At 33.8% G+C, this 14,035-nt stretch carries 13 protein-coding genes; 7 read left to right on the forward strand and 6 right to left on the reverse strand.

The genetic code is table 11. The annotated features are described in order from the left end of the window. Positions 1-386 precede the first annotated feature (386 nt). Complete coding sequence (locus AB3G36_RS00470) at positions 387-2,144, forward strand: aromatic amino acid hydroxylase (RefSeq protein WP_367757977.1); 1,758 nt, start codon at positions 387-389, stop codon at positions 2,142-2,144. A gap of 52 nt (positions 2,145-2,196) precedes the next feature. Here AB3G36_RS00470 and AB3G36_RS00475 read toward each other — a convergent pair whose 3' ends face one another. From AB3G36_RS00475 to alaS, 6 genes are all read right to left on the reverse strand, one after another. Then, positions 2,197-2,817, reverse strand: coding sequence for a DUF4230 domain-containing protein (locus AB3G36_RS00475; RefSeq protein WP_367754931.1), 621 nt, complete (start codon positions 2,815-2,817; stop codon positions 2,197-2,199). 2 nt (positions 2,818-2,819) lie between these two features. Continuing rightward, on the reverse strand, positions 2,820-3,770 hold the full coding sequence (locus AB3G36_RS00480; protein ID WP_367754933.1) for a GSCFA domain-containing protein: 951 nt from the start codon (positions 3,768-3,770) through the stop codon (positions 2,820-2,822). 148 nt (positions 3,771-3,918) lie between these two features. Beyond that, the gene (locus AB3G36_RS00485; protein ID WP_367754935.1) at positions 3,919-4,770 is read right to left on the reverse strand and encodes a hypothetical protein; all 852 of its coding nucleotides are present in this window, start codon (positions 4,768-4,770) and stop codon (positions 3,919-3,921) included. A 127-nt stretch (positions 4,771-4,897) separates the two neighbouring features. Further along, positions 4,898-5,683: a hypothetical protein gene (locus AB3G36_RS00490; protein WP_367754937.1), complete on the reverse strand. Its 786-nt coding sequence runs from the start codon at positions 5,681-5,683 to the stop codon at positions 4,898-4,900. 283 nt (positions 5,684-5,966) lie between these two features. Next, entirely contained in the window at positions 5,967-6,761 is a 795-nt protein-coding gene (locus tag AB3G36_RS00495; RefSeq protein ID WP_367754939.1) for a hypothetical protein, read from the reverse strand. A 244-nt stretch (positions 6,762-7,005) separates the two neighbouring features. Continuing rightward, the gene (alaS, locus tag AB3G36_RS00500) at positions 7,006-9,642 is read right to left on the reverse strand and encodes an alanine--tRNA ligase (RefSeq protein ID WP_367754941.1); all 2,637 of its coding nucleotides are present in this window, start codon (positions 9,640-9,642) and stop codon (positions 7,006-7,008) included. Between the two features lie 321 nt (positions 9,643-9,963). Between alaS and AB3G36_RS00505 the strand changes: the two genes are divergently transcribed. From AB3G36_RS00505 to AB3G36_RS00530, 6 genes are all read left to right on the forward strand, one after another. After that, a complete protein-coding gene (locus AB3G36_RS00505) occupies positions 9,964-10,941 on the forward strand; it encodes a M23 family metallopeptidase (RefSeq protein WP_367754943.1) in 978 nt (325 codons plus the stop codon). Between the two features lie 71 nt (positions 10,942-11,012). Continuing rightward, entirely contained in the window at positions 11,013-11,345 is a 333-nt protein-coding gene (locus tag AB3G36_RS00510) for a MerR family transcriptional regulator (protein ID WP_367754945.1), read from the forward strand. Between the two features lie 12 nt (positions 11,346-11,357). After that, positions 11,358-11,945, forward strand: coding sequence for a LemA family protein (locus AB3G36_RS00515; RefSeq protein WP_367754947.1), 588 nt, complete (start codon positions 11,358-11,360; stop codon positions 11,943-11,945). A 94-nt stretch (positions 11,946-12,039) separates the two neighbouring features. Next, positions 12,040-12,477: a TPM domain-containing protein gene (locus tag AB3G36_RS00520; RefSeq protein WP_367754949.1), complete on the forward strand. Its 438-nt coding sequence runs from the start codon at positions 12,040-12,042 to the stop codon at positions 12,475-12,477. 1 nt (position 12,478) lies between these two features. Next, positions 12,479-13,291 carry a YgcG family protein gene (locus AB3G36_RS00525; protein WP_367754951.1) on the forward strand — a complete coding sequence of 271 codons (813 nt, stop codon included), beginning with the start codon at positions 12,479-12,481 and terminating at the stop codon, positions 13,289-13,291. A gap of 103 nt (positions 13,292-13,394) precedes the next feature. Continuing rightward, positions 13,395-13,808, forward strand: a complete 414-nt coding sequence (locus AB3G36_RS00530; RefSeq protein ID WP_367754953.1) for an Rrf2 family transcriptional regulator — start codon at positions 13,395-13,397, stop codon at positions 13,806-13,808. Positions 13,809-14,035 lie beyond the last annotated feature (227 nt).

Consider the following 14,035-nt stretch of genomic DNA (forward strand, 5'->3'; position numbering starts at 1 on the left):
CTTCCATTATACTCCTTTTCTTTTGTATTTGTTTGTAGAATTCTATTGGTGTGATTGCATCGTTCCTCGCAATGACTTGCTGCACGTTTACTTATTATTGGAATTCTTCATTGATTGGAATGAAAACAAACCTACAAGGTTCAAAAAAACCTTGCAGGACAGGAATCAATAAACAAACATTTTACCACTACTCCCCTAGCCCCGACTGAAATAGAAAGCTTTTTGTACAAGCCGTTTTTTTAGGTTTTCCTGTTTATAAAAAGCGACCAGAGGAAGCTCTTTTATAAACTATGGAAAAACAAACGGCTGGACAAAAACTTGCAATGAAAAGCGGGAATTGGCTTCAAGAATTCGTACTTTTGCATGATAACTACAACGATTTCGAAATGAACTCAATTATAGAAAGTAATCCGTTATTAGACCGATTACCCAAACATTTAAAGCAATTTATTAAACCTCAGGATTATAGCGATTATACGCCTATCAATCAAGCGGTTTGGCGCTATGTGATGCGTAAAAACGTGGATTATCTTGCTCAAGTGGCGCATAGCTCGTATCTGGAAGGGTTGAAGAAAACAGGAATTGAGATTGACAATATCCCGAGTATGTACGGTATGAACCGCATTTTGACCGAAATAGGTTGGGCTGCTGTTGCCGTGGATGGGTTTATTCCGCCCAATGCTTTTATGGAATTTCAAGCGTATAACGTTTTGGTAATTGCCTCGGATATTCGCCAACTGGAACATATTGAATACACGCCTGCTCCCGATATTATTCATGAAGGTGCCGGTCACGCGCCTATTATTGCCAATCCAGAATATGCGGAATATTTGCGCCGTTTTGGAGAAATAGGATGCAAAGCGATTTCATCGGACAAGGATTATCAAATGTATGAGGCAATCCGACTTTTATCCATCGTCAAAGAAGCCGAAGGTACGCCACAAGCTACGATTGACGCTGCCGAAAAAGCAGTCGAAGACTTGCAAAACAACATGGGCGAACTGTCTGAAATGGCTCAAATACGCAACCTACACTGGTGGACTGTGGAATATGGCTTGATAGGAACGGTAGAAAATCCAAAGATTTACGGTGCAGGATTATTATCGTCTATTGGTGAAAGTGCGTACTGCATGACGGATCAAGTGAAGAAAATCCCTTACGATATCTCAGCAGCCTACCAAAGTTTTGACATTACAAAACTACAACCGCAACTGTATGTAACACCAACTTTTGCGTATTTGAATTTGGTTTTGGAAGAATTTGCGAATAAAATGGCATTGCGCACAGGTGGTTTGTCTGGAATTGAGAAATTGATTCACTCGGGCGCTTTGGGAACGATTGAATTGAGCACGGGATTGCAAATTTCGGGTGTTTTTACCAAAGTAATTGCTGATGAAGGGAAACCGATTTACGTACAAACAATTGGAAAAACAGCTTTGGCTTCCCGCGAAAAAGAATTAGTAGGCCATGGTACTTTGACTCATGCCGAAGGTTTTGGTAGTCCAATAGGAAAACTGGAAGGAATTAACTTAGCGATAGAAGATATGAGTCCGAAGGACTTGCATGCCTATGACATTATAGAATCCAAAGCCGTTAAACTAGAGTTTGAAGGCGGTATCACTGTGGAAGGCGAAATTGTAACGGGTTCTAGAAACCTACAAGGTGAGATTATCTTGATTCGTTTTAAAAACTGTACGGTGACGCATGGTGAAACGATTTTGTTCCAACCCGATTGGGGTGTTTATGATATGGCGGTGGGTAAAAAAGTAGTTTCGGCTTTCTCTGGTCCTGCCGATGTGAATAGTTTTGATTTGATTACCCATTTACCATCTAGCACCACCATTAAAGCGACACATACTGCAGAGCGCGATGATTTAGAAATTTTATACCAAACTGTTAGAATTATCAGGGAGACGCATGACATCTACGCTTCGCTTAGTCCTATTTTTCATAAATTAAAAGTAAATCACCCAAAAGATTGGTTACTTTCGGTTGAGATTGTGGAGCTTTTAAAAGACCGCAATGATGCTCCACTATTGGATGAAGTATTGACACATCTCGAACAATTAAAACTTGCCAGACCCGAAGTGGCACATTTGATTACTGGTGGATTGGACTTGATTTTTGAGAAGGCAAAAGCATAAATTTTAGCCACGAATGCACTGATTGAAATTAGTGAATTCGTGGCTTTTTCTTTTACAACTTTATTTGCTGACTTAAATCTTTATCGCTTTCAATTACTTTGCCTTCGTATTTTAAAGTCCAACCTAAATTACTGGTTGTAATAAGGATTTTAGACAATTCACTTATTAAGCGATTTTGAGCATTAGATTTTAATGTGGAAGTTTCCATTTTCTTAGCTAAATTAGCTTTTACTGACTTGTTGATTTTGTTATAATCATCACCCGTAAAAGGGTTCAGTTTGCTTTGTTCTACATCATAAAACTTGATATCAGGACTGATTTTTATTTCTTCTTTAGGGATATAAACGATCGAGATTGTTTTGTTTTTCTCATCAATATCGTATTTCATTTTGTGTAAATCGTATGCCACTGTCACATCTGCATTTACGACAATCAATGCTTTTTTATCAAAAGAAAACATTCCCATCAAGTATTTCTCTTGGTTTTTATAGGTTATCACTTCCGAATAATGCCCTTCGGTAACAACCAGTTTTCCTACGTTTACAATTTGCTGCTGAATCAAACCAGCGCCATCTATAGTTGTAGCATCATCTGCTTTTTTAAATTCACAAAACTTGAATAACAGCAACACTGTTACTATTAAACCTATAAAAACGAATAGTCTTTTTAACATAATTAAAATTTCATGAATGAATATTGGGAAACCATTTTGCTGATTTTAGCTTGCAAATTGGATTCAAATTTTTGATGACTTTCAGATGCTGGATTAAAAGCTCGATGTTGTAATGATTTTTGAATAGTCGCAACGGCATCCATTGTTTCGTAAGCTGTTTCGGCAATATTTGTTTCTTTAAAACGCTCCCAAATATAATCAACTGCTAACGCGCTTGGATGCAACATATCCTCTGTGTAAAAGCGATAATCACGCAGTTCATCCATCATGATTTCGTAACTCGGGAAATAAGTAACAGCCGAAAGTCGAAAGTCAAAAGTTGCATGTAGCGCACTTATTAAATGCGCTTTACTTAGTTGATTTTCTACAAAACCATCCTTAATGTGACGCACTGGCGAAACGGTAAAAATAAATTTTGCTTCTGGATTAATGGATTGAATTAACTGAATAGTGTTAGAAATACTTTCTGTAATTGTAGGTATCGAAAGCAATTCTTTGGCGAATTGTTTTTGCGGTACTTTATGGCAATTCGCTACTATTTCATTGCTTTCTGTAGCACGATATATCCAAGAAGTTCCATAGGTAATAATAATATGAGAAGCTTCGAGTAATTGCTGTTTTGTAATTTTTAGAATAGAGTTTAAAGTCGTTAATAGCTCTTCTTTGCTATTGGAACTTAAATCTGAATGAACATCGAAACAATGCCAACGTTGGTTATTAAAGAAAACCTCCTCCTCCGTAAATTGTTTTTCTGAAACCACAAATCCAACTAATTTTTCAATAGAAACAGGATTGAAAATAATTCCAAAAGGATTGCAACTATTTTGAAACTGATAATAATCTAGTTTCTCCGCCATATTGACTGCAAAACAAGAACCTAAAGAAACCACCTTTGAATTATAATCAAGGAGGGAATTACTTTTAGGAATAGGTATTTGGGTTCTGAATTGCATGATTGTAATTTACTACAAATTTGAATAATTTTAGTGACTTAAACACGGTTTAGTTGTTTTTTTCCTGCATCAAAAATAGCATCAAAAAACCCTTTTAACGTTTTATAGTTGAAAGGGTAGTTTTATATGGTTTTACAAACTAAATTGTTTACTCGTAGAAATATTGAAAAATAGCATTGAGTTTATCACCATTATTTACAAGATATTCTTTATTTTCAATTGGATACCCATTAGTATTGTAGGTATATTGATTGGTTGTTGGATAATACCCCGAAATATTTGTTTTTAAAACAGTGTTAGATCGATCTAAATGTGGTTTTGAATAAATAACACTAAAATTTGGTGGCAAATCAAAGTATATCATTTTATTAAATCCTAAAATATTTTTTTTGGGATTGGATTTCAAATCATATTCAAAACTAGAATACGTGTTAGTTCCATCTATAGAACCCATTTTAATAATATTTCTATTCGCATCAAAAACAATCTTACCACTTGCAGATGAATTTTCAATATTGTCTCTGGAATCTGTTGTAAACATTTTAAACTCCTGAGTATTATTATCAATGTTGGTATACAACACCTTGAAAATCATTTTAAATGAATCAAAATATTGTTCCCTTATCGATGAAATTAAATTTTCATTGCTATCATAAACAAAGTTAGTACTCATTACTAATTTTTCGGGTGCTCCAAATATATTATTAACCTTAATGTTAGTTATTAAATTTCCTGTATAAGTATAGTCCATTCTATAACTATAGCCAACGTCCGTCCCCATACTAAAACTATTTTGCTTCCAAGACTCACTTACAATTTTATTCCCATCATAAGAAAAGGTTGTTGTGACTAATAGTTTACCTGCTGAATCAGATGTAGTAATTTTCTTTACTAATGCAGAAGGCGCAACTACAACTGGCGAATCACTCCCAGAAGAATCACTTGAACAGGAAAACAACATCAGCATTAAACCGACTAATCCTAAAGCTAATTTATTCATGTTTATTTTTTATATAAATAAAGTAAATAAAAAACATTTAACACTATTTTTTGCACAAAAAAACTCAATTATCTTTTAATCAAGACCATTGAGTTTTTTATTATAATTCAATCTTTTTTATTCTGTTTTATTTGTAGAAATATTCAGTTTTTAAATACCCTGATTTCCCATCAGATGGCATCACTGATTCAGCAACTTTTTCAGTAGGATATCCTTCTTTATCATATTTAAAAGAGCTCTTGTAAAAATTAGCCGATGATGTGATTTGATCTTCTGCATTTGTAATTGTTGCTTCCACAATACCTATCTGGCTATTATTTATAGAAATTAAATCGTTTTGATTCAGCAACTTATCAAAGCCCAATATGTTATAAAAGGGATTGTTTTTTAAGTCATATTCATAACTCAGGTCGTAATTTGAAGTAATCCCTGGTTCAGTATCATCAAGCGTTCTTTTGTCTTTAATCAAGTTTTTATTTTTGAAAAACAAAACACCATGACAAACCTTAACCTCTTCATTCTGAGAACTCAAAGTTGTTTTTTGATAAGAAACCGTTTCATCGGACTTATGCGTGAATTTAATTGAGTAATTGTCTGATGATTTTATACCCACTAATTTGTCCTTATCATAAGTGAATTCTAAGGAAGTACTACTTTGATTTACCTTCGTCTTCGTAATTATCTTAGTGATTAAGCCATTCGTATATGTATAATCAACATGTTGTTTTTCATTGTCTGTATTTACAATTTCATTTTCTTTATAAATAAACAAAGTCGTATTTGATGTACCATCAGATGAAGTTTCAACTAATTTTTTAAGTAACTTTATGTTGTCACTATTATCTTTTGAACATGAAAAAAGAATCAATAAAAAAATTGACACCACCCCAAATAAAATTTTTCCTTTTCTCATTATAATAAATCTAATAGGGTCGACGCATAGGGCTTTACCAATATCAAACCTAAAAAAATAAAATAAAAGCTACAAAATTCATCGTTACAATCCTTATTTTTCGGATTAACTACTTATTAATAGCCTTGAAAAAACAGTATATAAGTAATGAATTTGGGAATTTACGAGTTAAAAACAATCCTATTTCATTTAAAAAATCATCAGTTCGCTACTACAAATTCTAGAATTAAAACAACCTGCTTCTTGGAAGATGAATTTTATTTGTTGTTTTTTATAATGTTCATTAATTATAAAATAATTGCGACTTTAAATGATTCGCATTATGTCCTCCAAACATTTCATTTTCAGAAACTATTTCCGTAGGATAGTCATTCGAATTATATTTATATTTATTGGTGTTCATTTTGACAGCTGAAATAGCTTGATCTTCATTTACATATTTAACTGATGATGTTTCCATACTACTAATATCATTATTTGAAGAAATAAATTTAGAATAATCTAACAGTTTACTAAATCCTAAAATATTAAGCAATGCGTTATTTTTATAATCATAAGTAACCTCCATTTTATTAACTGCCAAAACTCCTGTCCCCACATTATCTAAAACTTTTTCATCTTTGATAAGGTTTCCATTTTGAAAATATAAAGTTCCGTGATTACTTCTAACCTCATTAGCATTTGAATCCTTTGTTAGTTTTTCATAAGAAACTGTACCATCTGTGTTGTGAATATAATTCAACGTATAATTATCTGAAGAAATAATTTTTACTAATTTATTATCAGAGTATACATATTCCAACGTATTTTGATTTTGGGTTGATTTATTTAACACAGTAATTTTAGTAATTAAATCTCCTGTATAATAAAACGTTGAAAATTCACCAACTTTATCAATACTCACAATTTTATTAGCTTCATAAGCAATAAATGTTGCTTTCGAAGATCCATCAACAGCAACTTCAACAATCTTTTTTAATAAAAGAGCTTGGTTGTCATTCCCGTTATCGTTAGTACAAGAACACAGAGTTATTAATAAGATTGAAACTAGTAAAACTATTTTAGTTGGTGTTTGCATGTTACCTAATTTATCCACATTTATTAAATGTTTCTGTTTTTTAAATTGATGGGGCAAACCTAAAAAAATAAAATAAAAGCTACAAAATTCATCGCTACAATCCTTATATTTCGGTTAAACTACTATTTTAAAAAACTAACAAATACAACCTATGAGGTTCATTTTACAATAGATTCTACAAATAATAAACCCTTTTAAAGCGCATGCTCTAAAAGGGTTATTTTATATAATGATTAAAACTATTTTACTTCACAAACTCAACTGCTTTATCTAAAGCTTCTTGAATTCCTTCTGATTTTTTACCTCCTGCAGTGGCAAAGAAGGGCTGGCCTCCACCTCCACCTTGGATATACTTCCCTAATTCACGAACCACCAGTCCTGCATTTAAGCCTTTATCAGCTACTAATTCTTTAGAGATATAACAACTTAACATTGGCTTTCCTTCTTCGGCTGTAGCCAAAACTAGGAACATATTACTTCCTAGATTTCCTAATTCATATGCCAAATCTTTAGCACCCTCTGGATTTAAATCCACTTGTTTTGCTAAAAATTGAATACCATTGATTTCTTGCAACTCTTTAGCCAAATCCCCTTTCATATTTTTAGCCTTCTCTTTCAATAAGGTTTCCAATTGTTTTTTCAATTTGGCATTATCCTCTTGAAGAGAAACTACTGCTTTCAGCGAATCTTGTGGGTTTTTTAAAGCTACTTTAATTTCGCTCAACATGTTTTCCTGAGATGCAAAAAAAGCTTTTACAGCATCGCTAGTTATTGCTTCAATACGACGAATTCCTGCCGCAACTGCTCCTTCACTTGTGATTTTAAAATGCCAGATTTCCGCCGTGTTTTTCACATGGATTCCTCCGCATAATTCCATACTGTCACCAAATTTTATAGCACGTACATGATCTCCATATTTTTCTCCAAAAAGTGCCATCGCTCCTTCTTCTACCGCTTGCGCAAAAGGAATATTCCTACGTTCAATCAATGGCAATTGTTCTTGAATTCTAGCATTTACAAAATCCTCTACCTGCTGCAATTCTTCATCCGTTACTTTTGCAAAATGTGAAAAGTCAAAACGCAAATAGTTCGGATTTACCAATGATCCTTTTTGCTCTACGTGTGTACCTAAAACAGTACGCAATGCCAAGTGCATTAAATGGGTAGCCGAGTGATTCTTGGCACTTGCTGTTCTTAAATTAGTATTTACTTTAGCAACAAAACTAGCATTTACATTTTCTGGCAATTGCTTAGCAAAAAGTAAAATAAGGTTGTTTTCTTTTTTAGTATCTATAATTTGAATGGTCTCATTTGCTGAAACCAATGTTCCTTTGTCTCCTACTTGTCCTCCTCCTTCTGGATAAAACGGACTATTATCTAATACAATTTGGTATAAAACGCCATCTTTTTTAGAATCGACTTTTCGGATACGGGTGATTTTCACGTCTGCTTCTGTGTCGTCGTAGCCTACAAATGTTTCTACATTTCCAGGTATTAAAACAGACCAGTCTTCTGTTGAAACTTCCGATGCTGCTCGAGAACGCGCTTTTTGTTCTTGCATTGCAATATCAAAACCCGCTTCGTCCAACTCTAATCCTCTTTCTCTTAAAATCAAAGCCGTTAAATCCTTTGGAAAACCAAAAGTATCATACAATTCGAATGCTTTAGCACCTGAAACTTCTTTTCCTTTTGTTTCAGTAATAACATTTTCAAGCAATTGCAATCCTTGGTCTAATGTTCTTAAGAAAGAAGCTTCCTCTTCTCTAATTACATTCGTTACCAAGTTTTGTTGCGATTTGATTTCTGGGAAAAATTCACCCATTTGATTGGCCAAAACAGCAACCAATTCAAATATAAAAGGTTCTTTAGTATTCAAAAAAGTAAATCCGTAACGGATCGCACGACGCAAAATACGACGAATTACATAACCCGCACCAGTGTTTGAAGGCAACTGACCATCAGCAATGGCAAAAGCAACCGCACGAACGTGATCCACAATAACGCGAATTGCTATATTCGTTTTGTTTTGTTCCTCGCTTATGTCTTTAACTTCGTTTGAAGTATATTTTAATCCTGTAATCTGTTCCACTTTCTCAATAAGTGGCGTAAATACATCCGTATCATAATTTGAAGTTGTGTTTTGCATCGCCATACACAAACGCTCAAATCCCATACCGGTATCCACATGTTGCGAAGGCAATTTTTCAAGAGAACCATCCGCTTTGCGGTTGAATTCCATAAATACATTATTCCAAATCTCTACTACTTGAGGATGATCTGCATTTACTAAACTTCTACCTGAAACAGCAGCTCTTTCTTCATCCGAACGTAAATCGATATGAATTTCTGAACAAGGTCCGCAAGGTCCTTGATCTCCCATTTCCCAAAAATTGTCTTTTTTATTTCCAAGAATAATTCGGTCTTCAGGAACAAACTGTTTCCAAATATCAAATGCTTCCTGATCAAAAGGGACATTTTCAGCTTCGTTCCCTTCAAAAACAGAAACGTATAAACGGTCTTTGTCTAATTTTAAAACTTCAGTCAAAAATTCCCAAGCGAAAGGCAAAGCCTCTTTTTTGAAATAATCGCCAAAAGACCAGTTTCCTAACATTTCAAACATAGTATGGTGGTAAGTATCAAAACCTACATCCTCTAAATCATTGTGTTTTCCTGAAACACGAAGACATTTTTGCGTATCGGCAATTCTATTGTTTTTGGGTGTGGCATTTCCTAAAAAATACTCTTTGAACTGAGCCATCCCAGAGTTGTTGAACATCAAAGTAGGATCATCTTTAAGAACAATTGGTGCAGAAGGAACGATTAAATGCCCTTTGCTTTGAAAAAAATCTAGAAATTGTTTACGTACGTCTTGTGATTTCATTATTTATTTTAGTTTAAAGTTTAAGGTTTAAAGTTGATTAGACCAGAAACTATCTCTTTTTATTATTTTTTTTCTTGCCCCAGATAGTAGTGAAAAGCTTCGAGGTTTTGAAATTTATTTTTTCTTGTGGTGGTAGAGCGACCGCAGGAAGCTCCTGCCAACGCAGTAGAAAAAAAGATTTCAAGACGAGAACTTGAAACGAATAGCTGGAATAGGCACATTATTTTATTTATTCCTGAAAAAAGGGTTGAACAAATGAAACATTTATTAAATTTGTTCGACTAACATTTTACAATGTGCAAAAATAGGGTATTTTAAAACATGGCGAAAGTAAAATATTATTACGATTCCGAAAATCTAGCATATCGAAAAATAAAAACAAAAAAAAGATGGAAATTCGGTTTTGCCATCTTGTTTTTAGTGGCTTCTGCATTGTTTGGCGTTTTAAGTTTTGTCGTTTTATTGAACACCCCTTATTTCGACACTCCAAAGGATCGATTGTTATTGCGTGAAATTGAAAATTTAAAACTGAATTACGCTGTTTTAAATAAAAAAATGGACGAGGTGGATGATGTCATTGTAGCTATTGAAGATCGAGATAACAATTTATACCGCACGTACTTTAATACTGCTCCGATTCCCGAAGAGGAAAGAAAATCAGGTTTTGGAGATGTAAACCGGTATGTAGCACTTGAAGGATATAACAATACACAACTGGTTTTAAATACCACAAAAAGAATAGATGTTTTAAGTAAAGAATTGGCAATTCAATCTAAATCTTTGGACTATATTTTAAAATTAGCCAAAGAAAAAAACAAGCTATTGTCATCTATTCCTGCCATTCAGCCAGTCCGAAATGAAAACTTGAAACGCATGGCTTCTGGTTTTGGATATCGAACAGATCCATTTACTAAAGCGCGTAAAATGCATGAGGGAATGGACTTTACAGCCAAAACAGGCTCTCCAATCTACGCCACTGGAGATGGTGTTATAGCTGAAGCCAATAGTAATGCTTCAGGTTTTGGTAATCATGTGGTCATTAGGCATGGTTATGGATACGAAACGTTGTATGCGCATTTGAGCAAATACAATTGCAAAGCGGGACAAAGAGTGAAGCGTGGAGATATTATAGGGTATGTAGGAAGCACAGGGCGATCTGAAGCGCCACATTGCCATTACGAAGTACATAAAGATGGAAAAGTGGTAAACCCACTTAATTTCTATTACGGAAATATATCGGCAGTGGAATATGTAGCCATATCAAAATTAGCCAACCAAGAGAACCAGTCACTGGATTAATTTATAATATAGACGTTATAAAATGGAGCGTTTGGCTTTAAAATTATAACATTAAACTTTTAAACAAGAAAATGCATATAGAACTTTCAAAAGATAAAAGATATTACAGCATTGGGGAAATCTCCAAAGCTTTTAATGTTAATGCATCCTTAATTCGTTTTTGGGATAGTGAATTTGATATTCTAAAGCCTAAGAAAAATGCCAAAGGAAATCGAATGTTTACTCCAGAGGATGTGACCAATTTACAGCTCATTTATCATTTAGTAAAAGAAAGAGGTTTTACACTGGAAGGAGCAAAAACGCATTTGAAAGAAGGACAAAAGAAAACCTTAGATAAGTTTGAAATTATTAGAAAATTAGAAACGATACGAACACAATTAACAAATATTAAAAACCAACTTTAAAATTAAATAAACATGAAAAGATTTTTGCCTTGGATTATCGGAGCGGTTGTTATTTTAGCAATTTACAGCTGGGCGTCAGGAATTTATAATAATGCAGTGACACTTGAACAAGATGTAAAAGAAAGCTGGGGAAATGTTAATACAGCCTACCAAAGAAGAAATGATCTTATACCAAACATCGTTAGCACTGTAAAAGGATATGCTGAACATGAAAAAAGTACTTTAACAGCAGTAATCGAAGCAAGAGCTAAAGCAACTGCCGTAACTATTGACCCAAGTAAAGTAACTCCAGAACAATTGGCTGCATTTAATTCGGCTCAATCTGGCGTTTCTTCTTCTTTATCTAAATTATTAGTAAGTGTTGAGCAATATCCAAATCTGAAAGCGGATGCAAGTTTTATGAAATTACAAGATGAACTAGCGAGTACTGAAAACCAAATTTTGACTGCTAGAACTCGTTTTAACGAGTCTGTTAAGCCATACAACAACAACATCAATACTTTCCCAAGAAACATCTTGGCTGGAATGTATGGACTTAAAGAAAAACCTTATTTTGAAGCAGTAGCTGGTGCTGATAAACCCGTAGAAGTAAAATTCTAAAAACCGAATTTAAATTTTTGAGTACCGATTTTTGATAGCAGAATAAAAACTTCTCCAATCAGAAATCGTTACTCTTCATTAAAAAATAATTTCCATGTCAAAAGTAGAAGATTTTTTAACACAAGAAGAAGAACAAGAAATTGTAGAAGCGATTCGCGTGGCCGAAAAAAACACCTCTGGCGAAATAAGAGTACATCTTGAAAAAACGACAGAATTAGATCCTTTTGATCGTGCTTTAGAAGTTTTTAATGAATTAAAAATGGATGAAACCCAACTGAAAAATGGAGTTTTAATCTATCTAGCGGTAAAAGACAAAACCTTTGTGATTTGTGGTGACCAAGGAATTAATGAAATTGTAGCTAATGATTTTTGGGACAGTACCAAAGACATAATGGTTACTCACTTTAAAAATGGCAATTTCAAACAAGGTTTGATTGATGGTATTTTAAAAGCGGGTGAAGAATTAAAAAAACATTTTCCATGGTCCGAAGATGATACGAATGAATTATCAAACGAAATATCTAAAGGATAATATGATTATATCTAAATCGAATACCCCACTTTTTTTCAAACTACTTATTTGTTTTTTTATTACTCAAATAGGTTTTGCACAATATACAATACCCAAAGTCCCTAGTGAACAAACCTCTGTTTATGATTATGCTAATCTTTTAAGTGCGTCAGAAAAAGCACAACTTGAAGAAAAATTAATCCATTATTCAGATACCACAACTACGCAAATCGTTGTTATTACTATTGAAAGTTTACAAAACGAAGATATAAGTCAACTAGCAACTAAATGGGCTCAAACTTGGGGAATTGGAGGAACTGCAAAAGACGATAATGGAGTTATAATTTTGGTGGCTAAAGCCGAAAGAAAAATTGCTATCAACCCCGGTTACGGATTGGAAGATCGATTAACAGCGGGAATTGGAGGAGAAATAATTCGAAATATAATTACACCTGAATTTAAAGCAGGAAGTTATTACAATGGTTTAGACAAAGGAACTGATGCTCTTTTTGATGTTTTCAAAGGGAAGTACAAAGGAAAAAGAAAACAAACGCAGCAAAAAGACTTTCCAATTTTACCATTTATTGTTATTATCATCATCATCCTTGTTCTTATTTCTAAAAATAAAGGTGGCGGTGGCGGAAACTCTGGAAATCGCGGTGGTCGTGGCCCTAGTTTACTAGATGTCATTATCTTAAGTAGCCTTGGACGTGGCGGAGGCGGTGGTTTCGGTGGCGGTTCATCAGGAGGTGGATTTGGCGGCGGAGGCGGTGGCTTCGGTGGTGGCTTTGGTGGAGGAGGATTCTCTGGTGGAGGCTCTAGTGGAGGCTGGTAATTATTTATTAGAACCTTTTTATAAACCAATACAATGATCAACGGTACTATAAAGTAGCACCCAGGCAAAAATGCATACAATAATTTTAAATCCATACTAGTAAATGCTTTCACACAAAGCCAAATACGCACTAAAAGCGCTACTCTTTTTAGCTCAGCAAGATGAAAATCATATTTCAAAAACAATTGAAATTGCAGAAGAGGCCAATATTCCAAAAAAGTTTTTGGAACAAATCTTATTGGATCTAAAACGAGGACATTATGTGGGTAGTAAACAGGGCAAATTTGGAGGTTATTATCTTTTAAAATCTAAAAACGACATCACTTTAGCCGATATTTATCGGTTATTTGATGGCGCTATTGCCCTTTTACCTTGCGCCTCTTTAAATTTTTATGAGCGATGTGCTGATTGCACCAGCGAACACAACTGCCTGTTGCGAAGCGGATTAATCACTGTTAGAGATGAAACTTTAAAGGCAATGGAAGAAATCACAATTGCTTCTTTAGTAAAAAAATAAAAATTTTATTTTAAACTCTACTAATTCCATAGAATTAATTATATATTTGCTGAAAATTATATAACACTAACTAGTTAAAGTAATTTTTAAAATAGTGCATTTTTAAAGTCGACTAATTCTATATAGTTAATTATATTATGAGGCCAATTCAATCAAAAACTGAAGTTTTAAATACTATAGCATTTTTAAAATTTAGAGCAATGGATTCTTTTTGTTATATGTGCCTT

Source organism: Flavobacterium sp. WC2430, assembly GCF_040822075.1.
GTDB lineage: Bacteria > Bacteroidota > Bacteroidia > Flavobacteriales > Flavobacteriaceae > Flavobacterium.

What these genes read in the sequence shown, in the direction of transcription:
- AB3G36_RS00470 (WP_367757977.1), top strand. Translation starts at nt 387, where the DNA reads ATGAACTCAATTATAGAAAGTAATCCGTTATTAGACCGATTACCCAAA.
- AB3G36_RS00475 (WP_367754931.1), bottom strand. Translation starts at nt 2,817, where the DNA reads ATGTTAAAAAGACTATTCGTTTTTATAGGTTTAATAGTAACAGTGTTG.
- AB3G36_RS00480 (WP_367754933.1), bottom strand. Translation starts at nt 3,770, where the DNA reads ATGCAATTCAGAACCCAAATACCTATTCCTAAAAGTAATTCCCTCCTT.
- AB3G36_RS00485 (WP_367754935.1), bottom strand. Translation starts at nt 4,770, where the DNA reads ATGAATAAATTAGCTTTAGGATTAGTCGGTTTAATGCTGATGTTGTTT.
- AB3G36_RS00490 (WP_367754937.1), bottom strand. Translation starts at nt 5,683, where the DNA reads ATGAGAAAAGGAAAAATTTTATTTGGGGTGGTGTCAATTTTTTTATTG.
- AB3G36_RS00495 (WP_367754939.1), bottom strand. Translation starts at nt 6,761, where the DNA reads ATGCAAACACCAACTAAAATAGTTTTACTAGTTTCAATCTTATTAATA.
- alaS (WP_367754941.1), bottom strand. Translation starts at nt 9,642, where the DNA reads ATGAAATCACAAGACGTACGTAAACAATTTCTAGATTTTTTTCAAAGC.
- AB3G36_RS00505 (WP_367754943.1), top strand. Translation starts at nt 9,964, where the DNA reads ATGGCGAAAGTAAAATATTATTACGATTCCGAAAATCTAGCATATCGA.
- AB3G36_RS00510 (WP_367754945.1), top strand. Translation starts at nt 11,013, where the DNA reads ATGCATATAGAACTTTCAAAAGATAAAAGATATTACAGCATTGGGGAA.
- AB3G36_RS00515 (WP_367754947.1), top strand. Translation starts at nt 11,358, where the DNA reads ATGAAAAGATTTTTGCCTTGGATTATCGGAGCGGTTGTTATTTTAGCA.
- AB3G36_RS00520 (WP_367754949.1), top strand. Translation starts at nt 12,040, where the DNA reads ATGTCAAAAGTAGAAGATTTTTTAACACAAGAAGAAGAACAAGAAATT.
- AB3G36_RS00525 (WP_367754951.1), top strand. Translation starts at nt 12,479, where the DNA reads ATGATTATATCTAAATCGAATACCCCACTTTTTTTCAAACTACTTATT.
- AB3G36_RS00530 (WP_367754953.1), top strand. Translation starts at nt 13,395, where the DNA reads ATGCTTTCACACAAAGCCAAATACGCACTAAAAGCGCTACTCTTTTTA.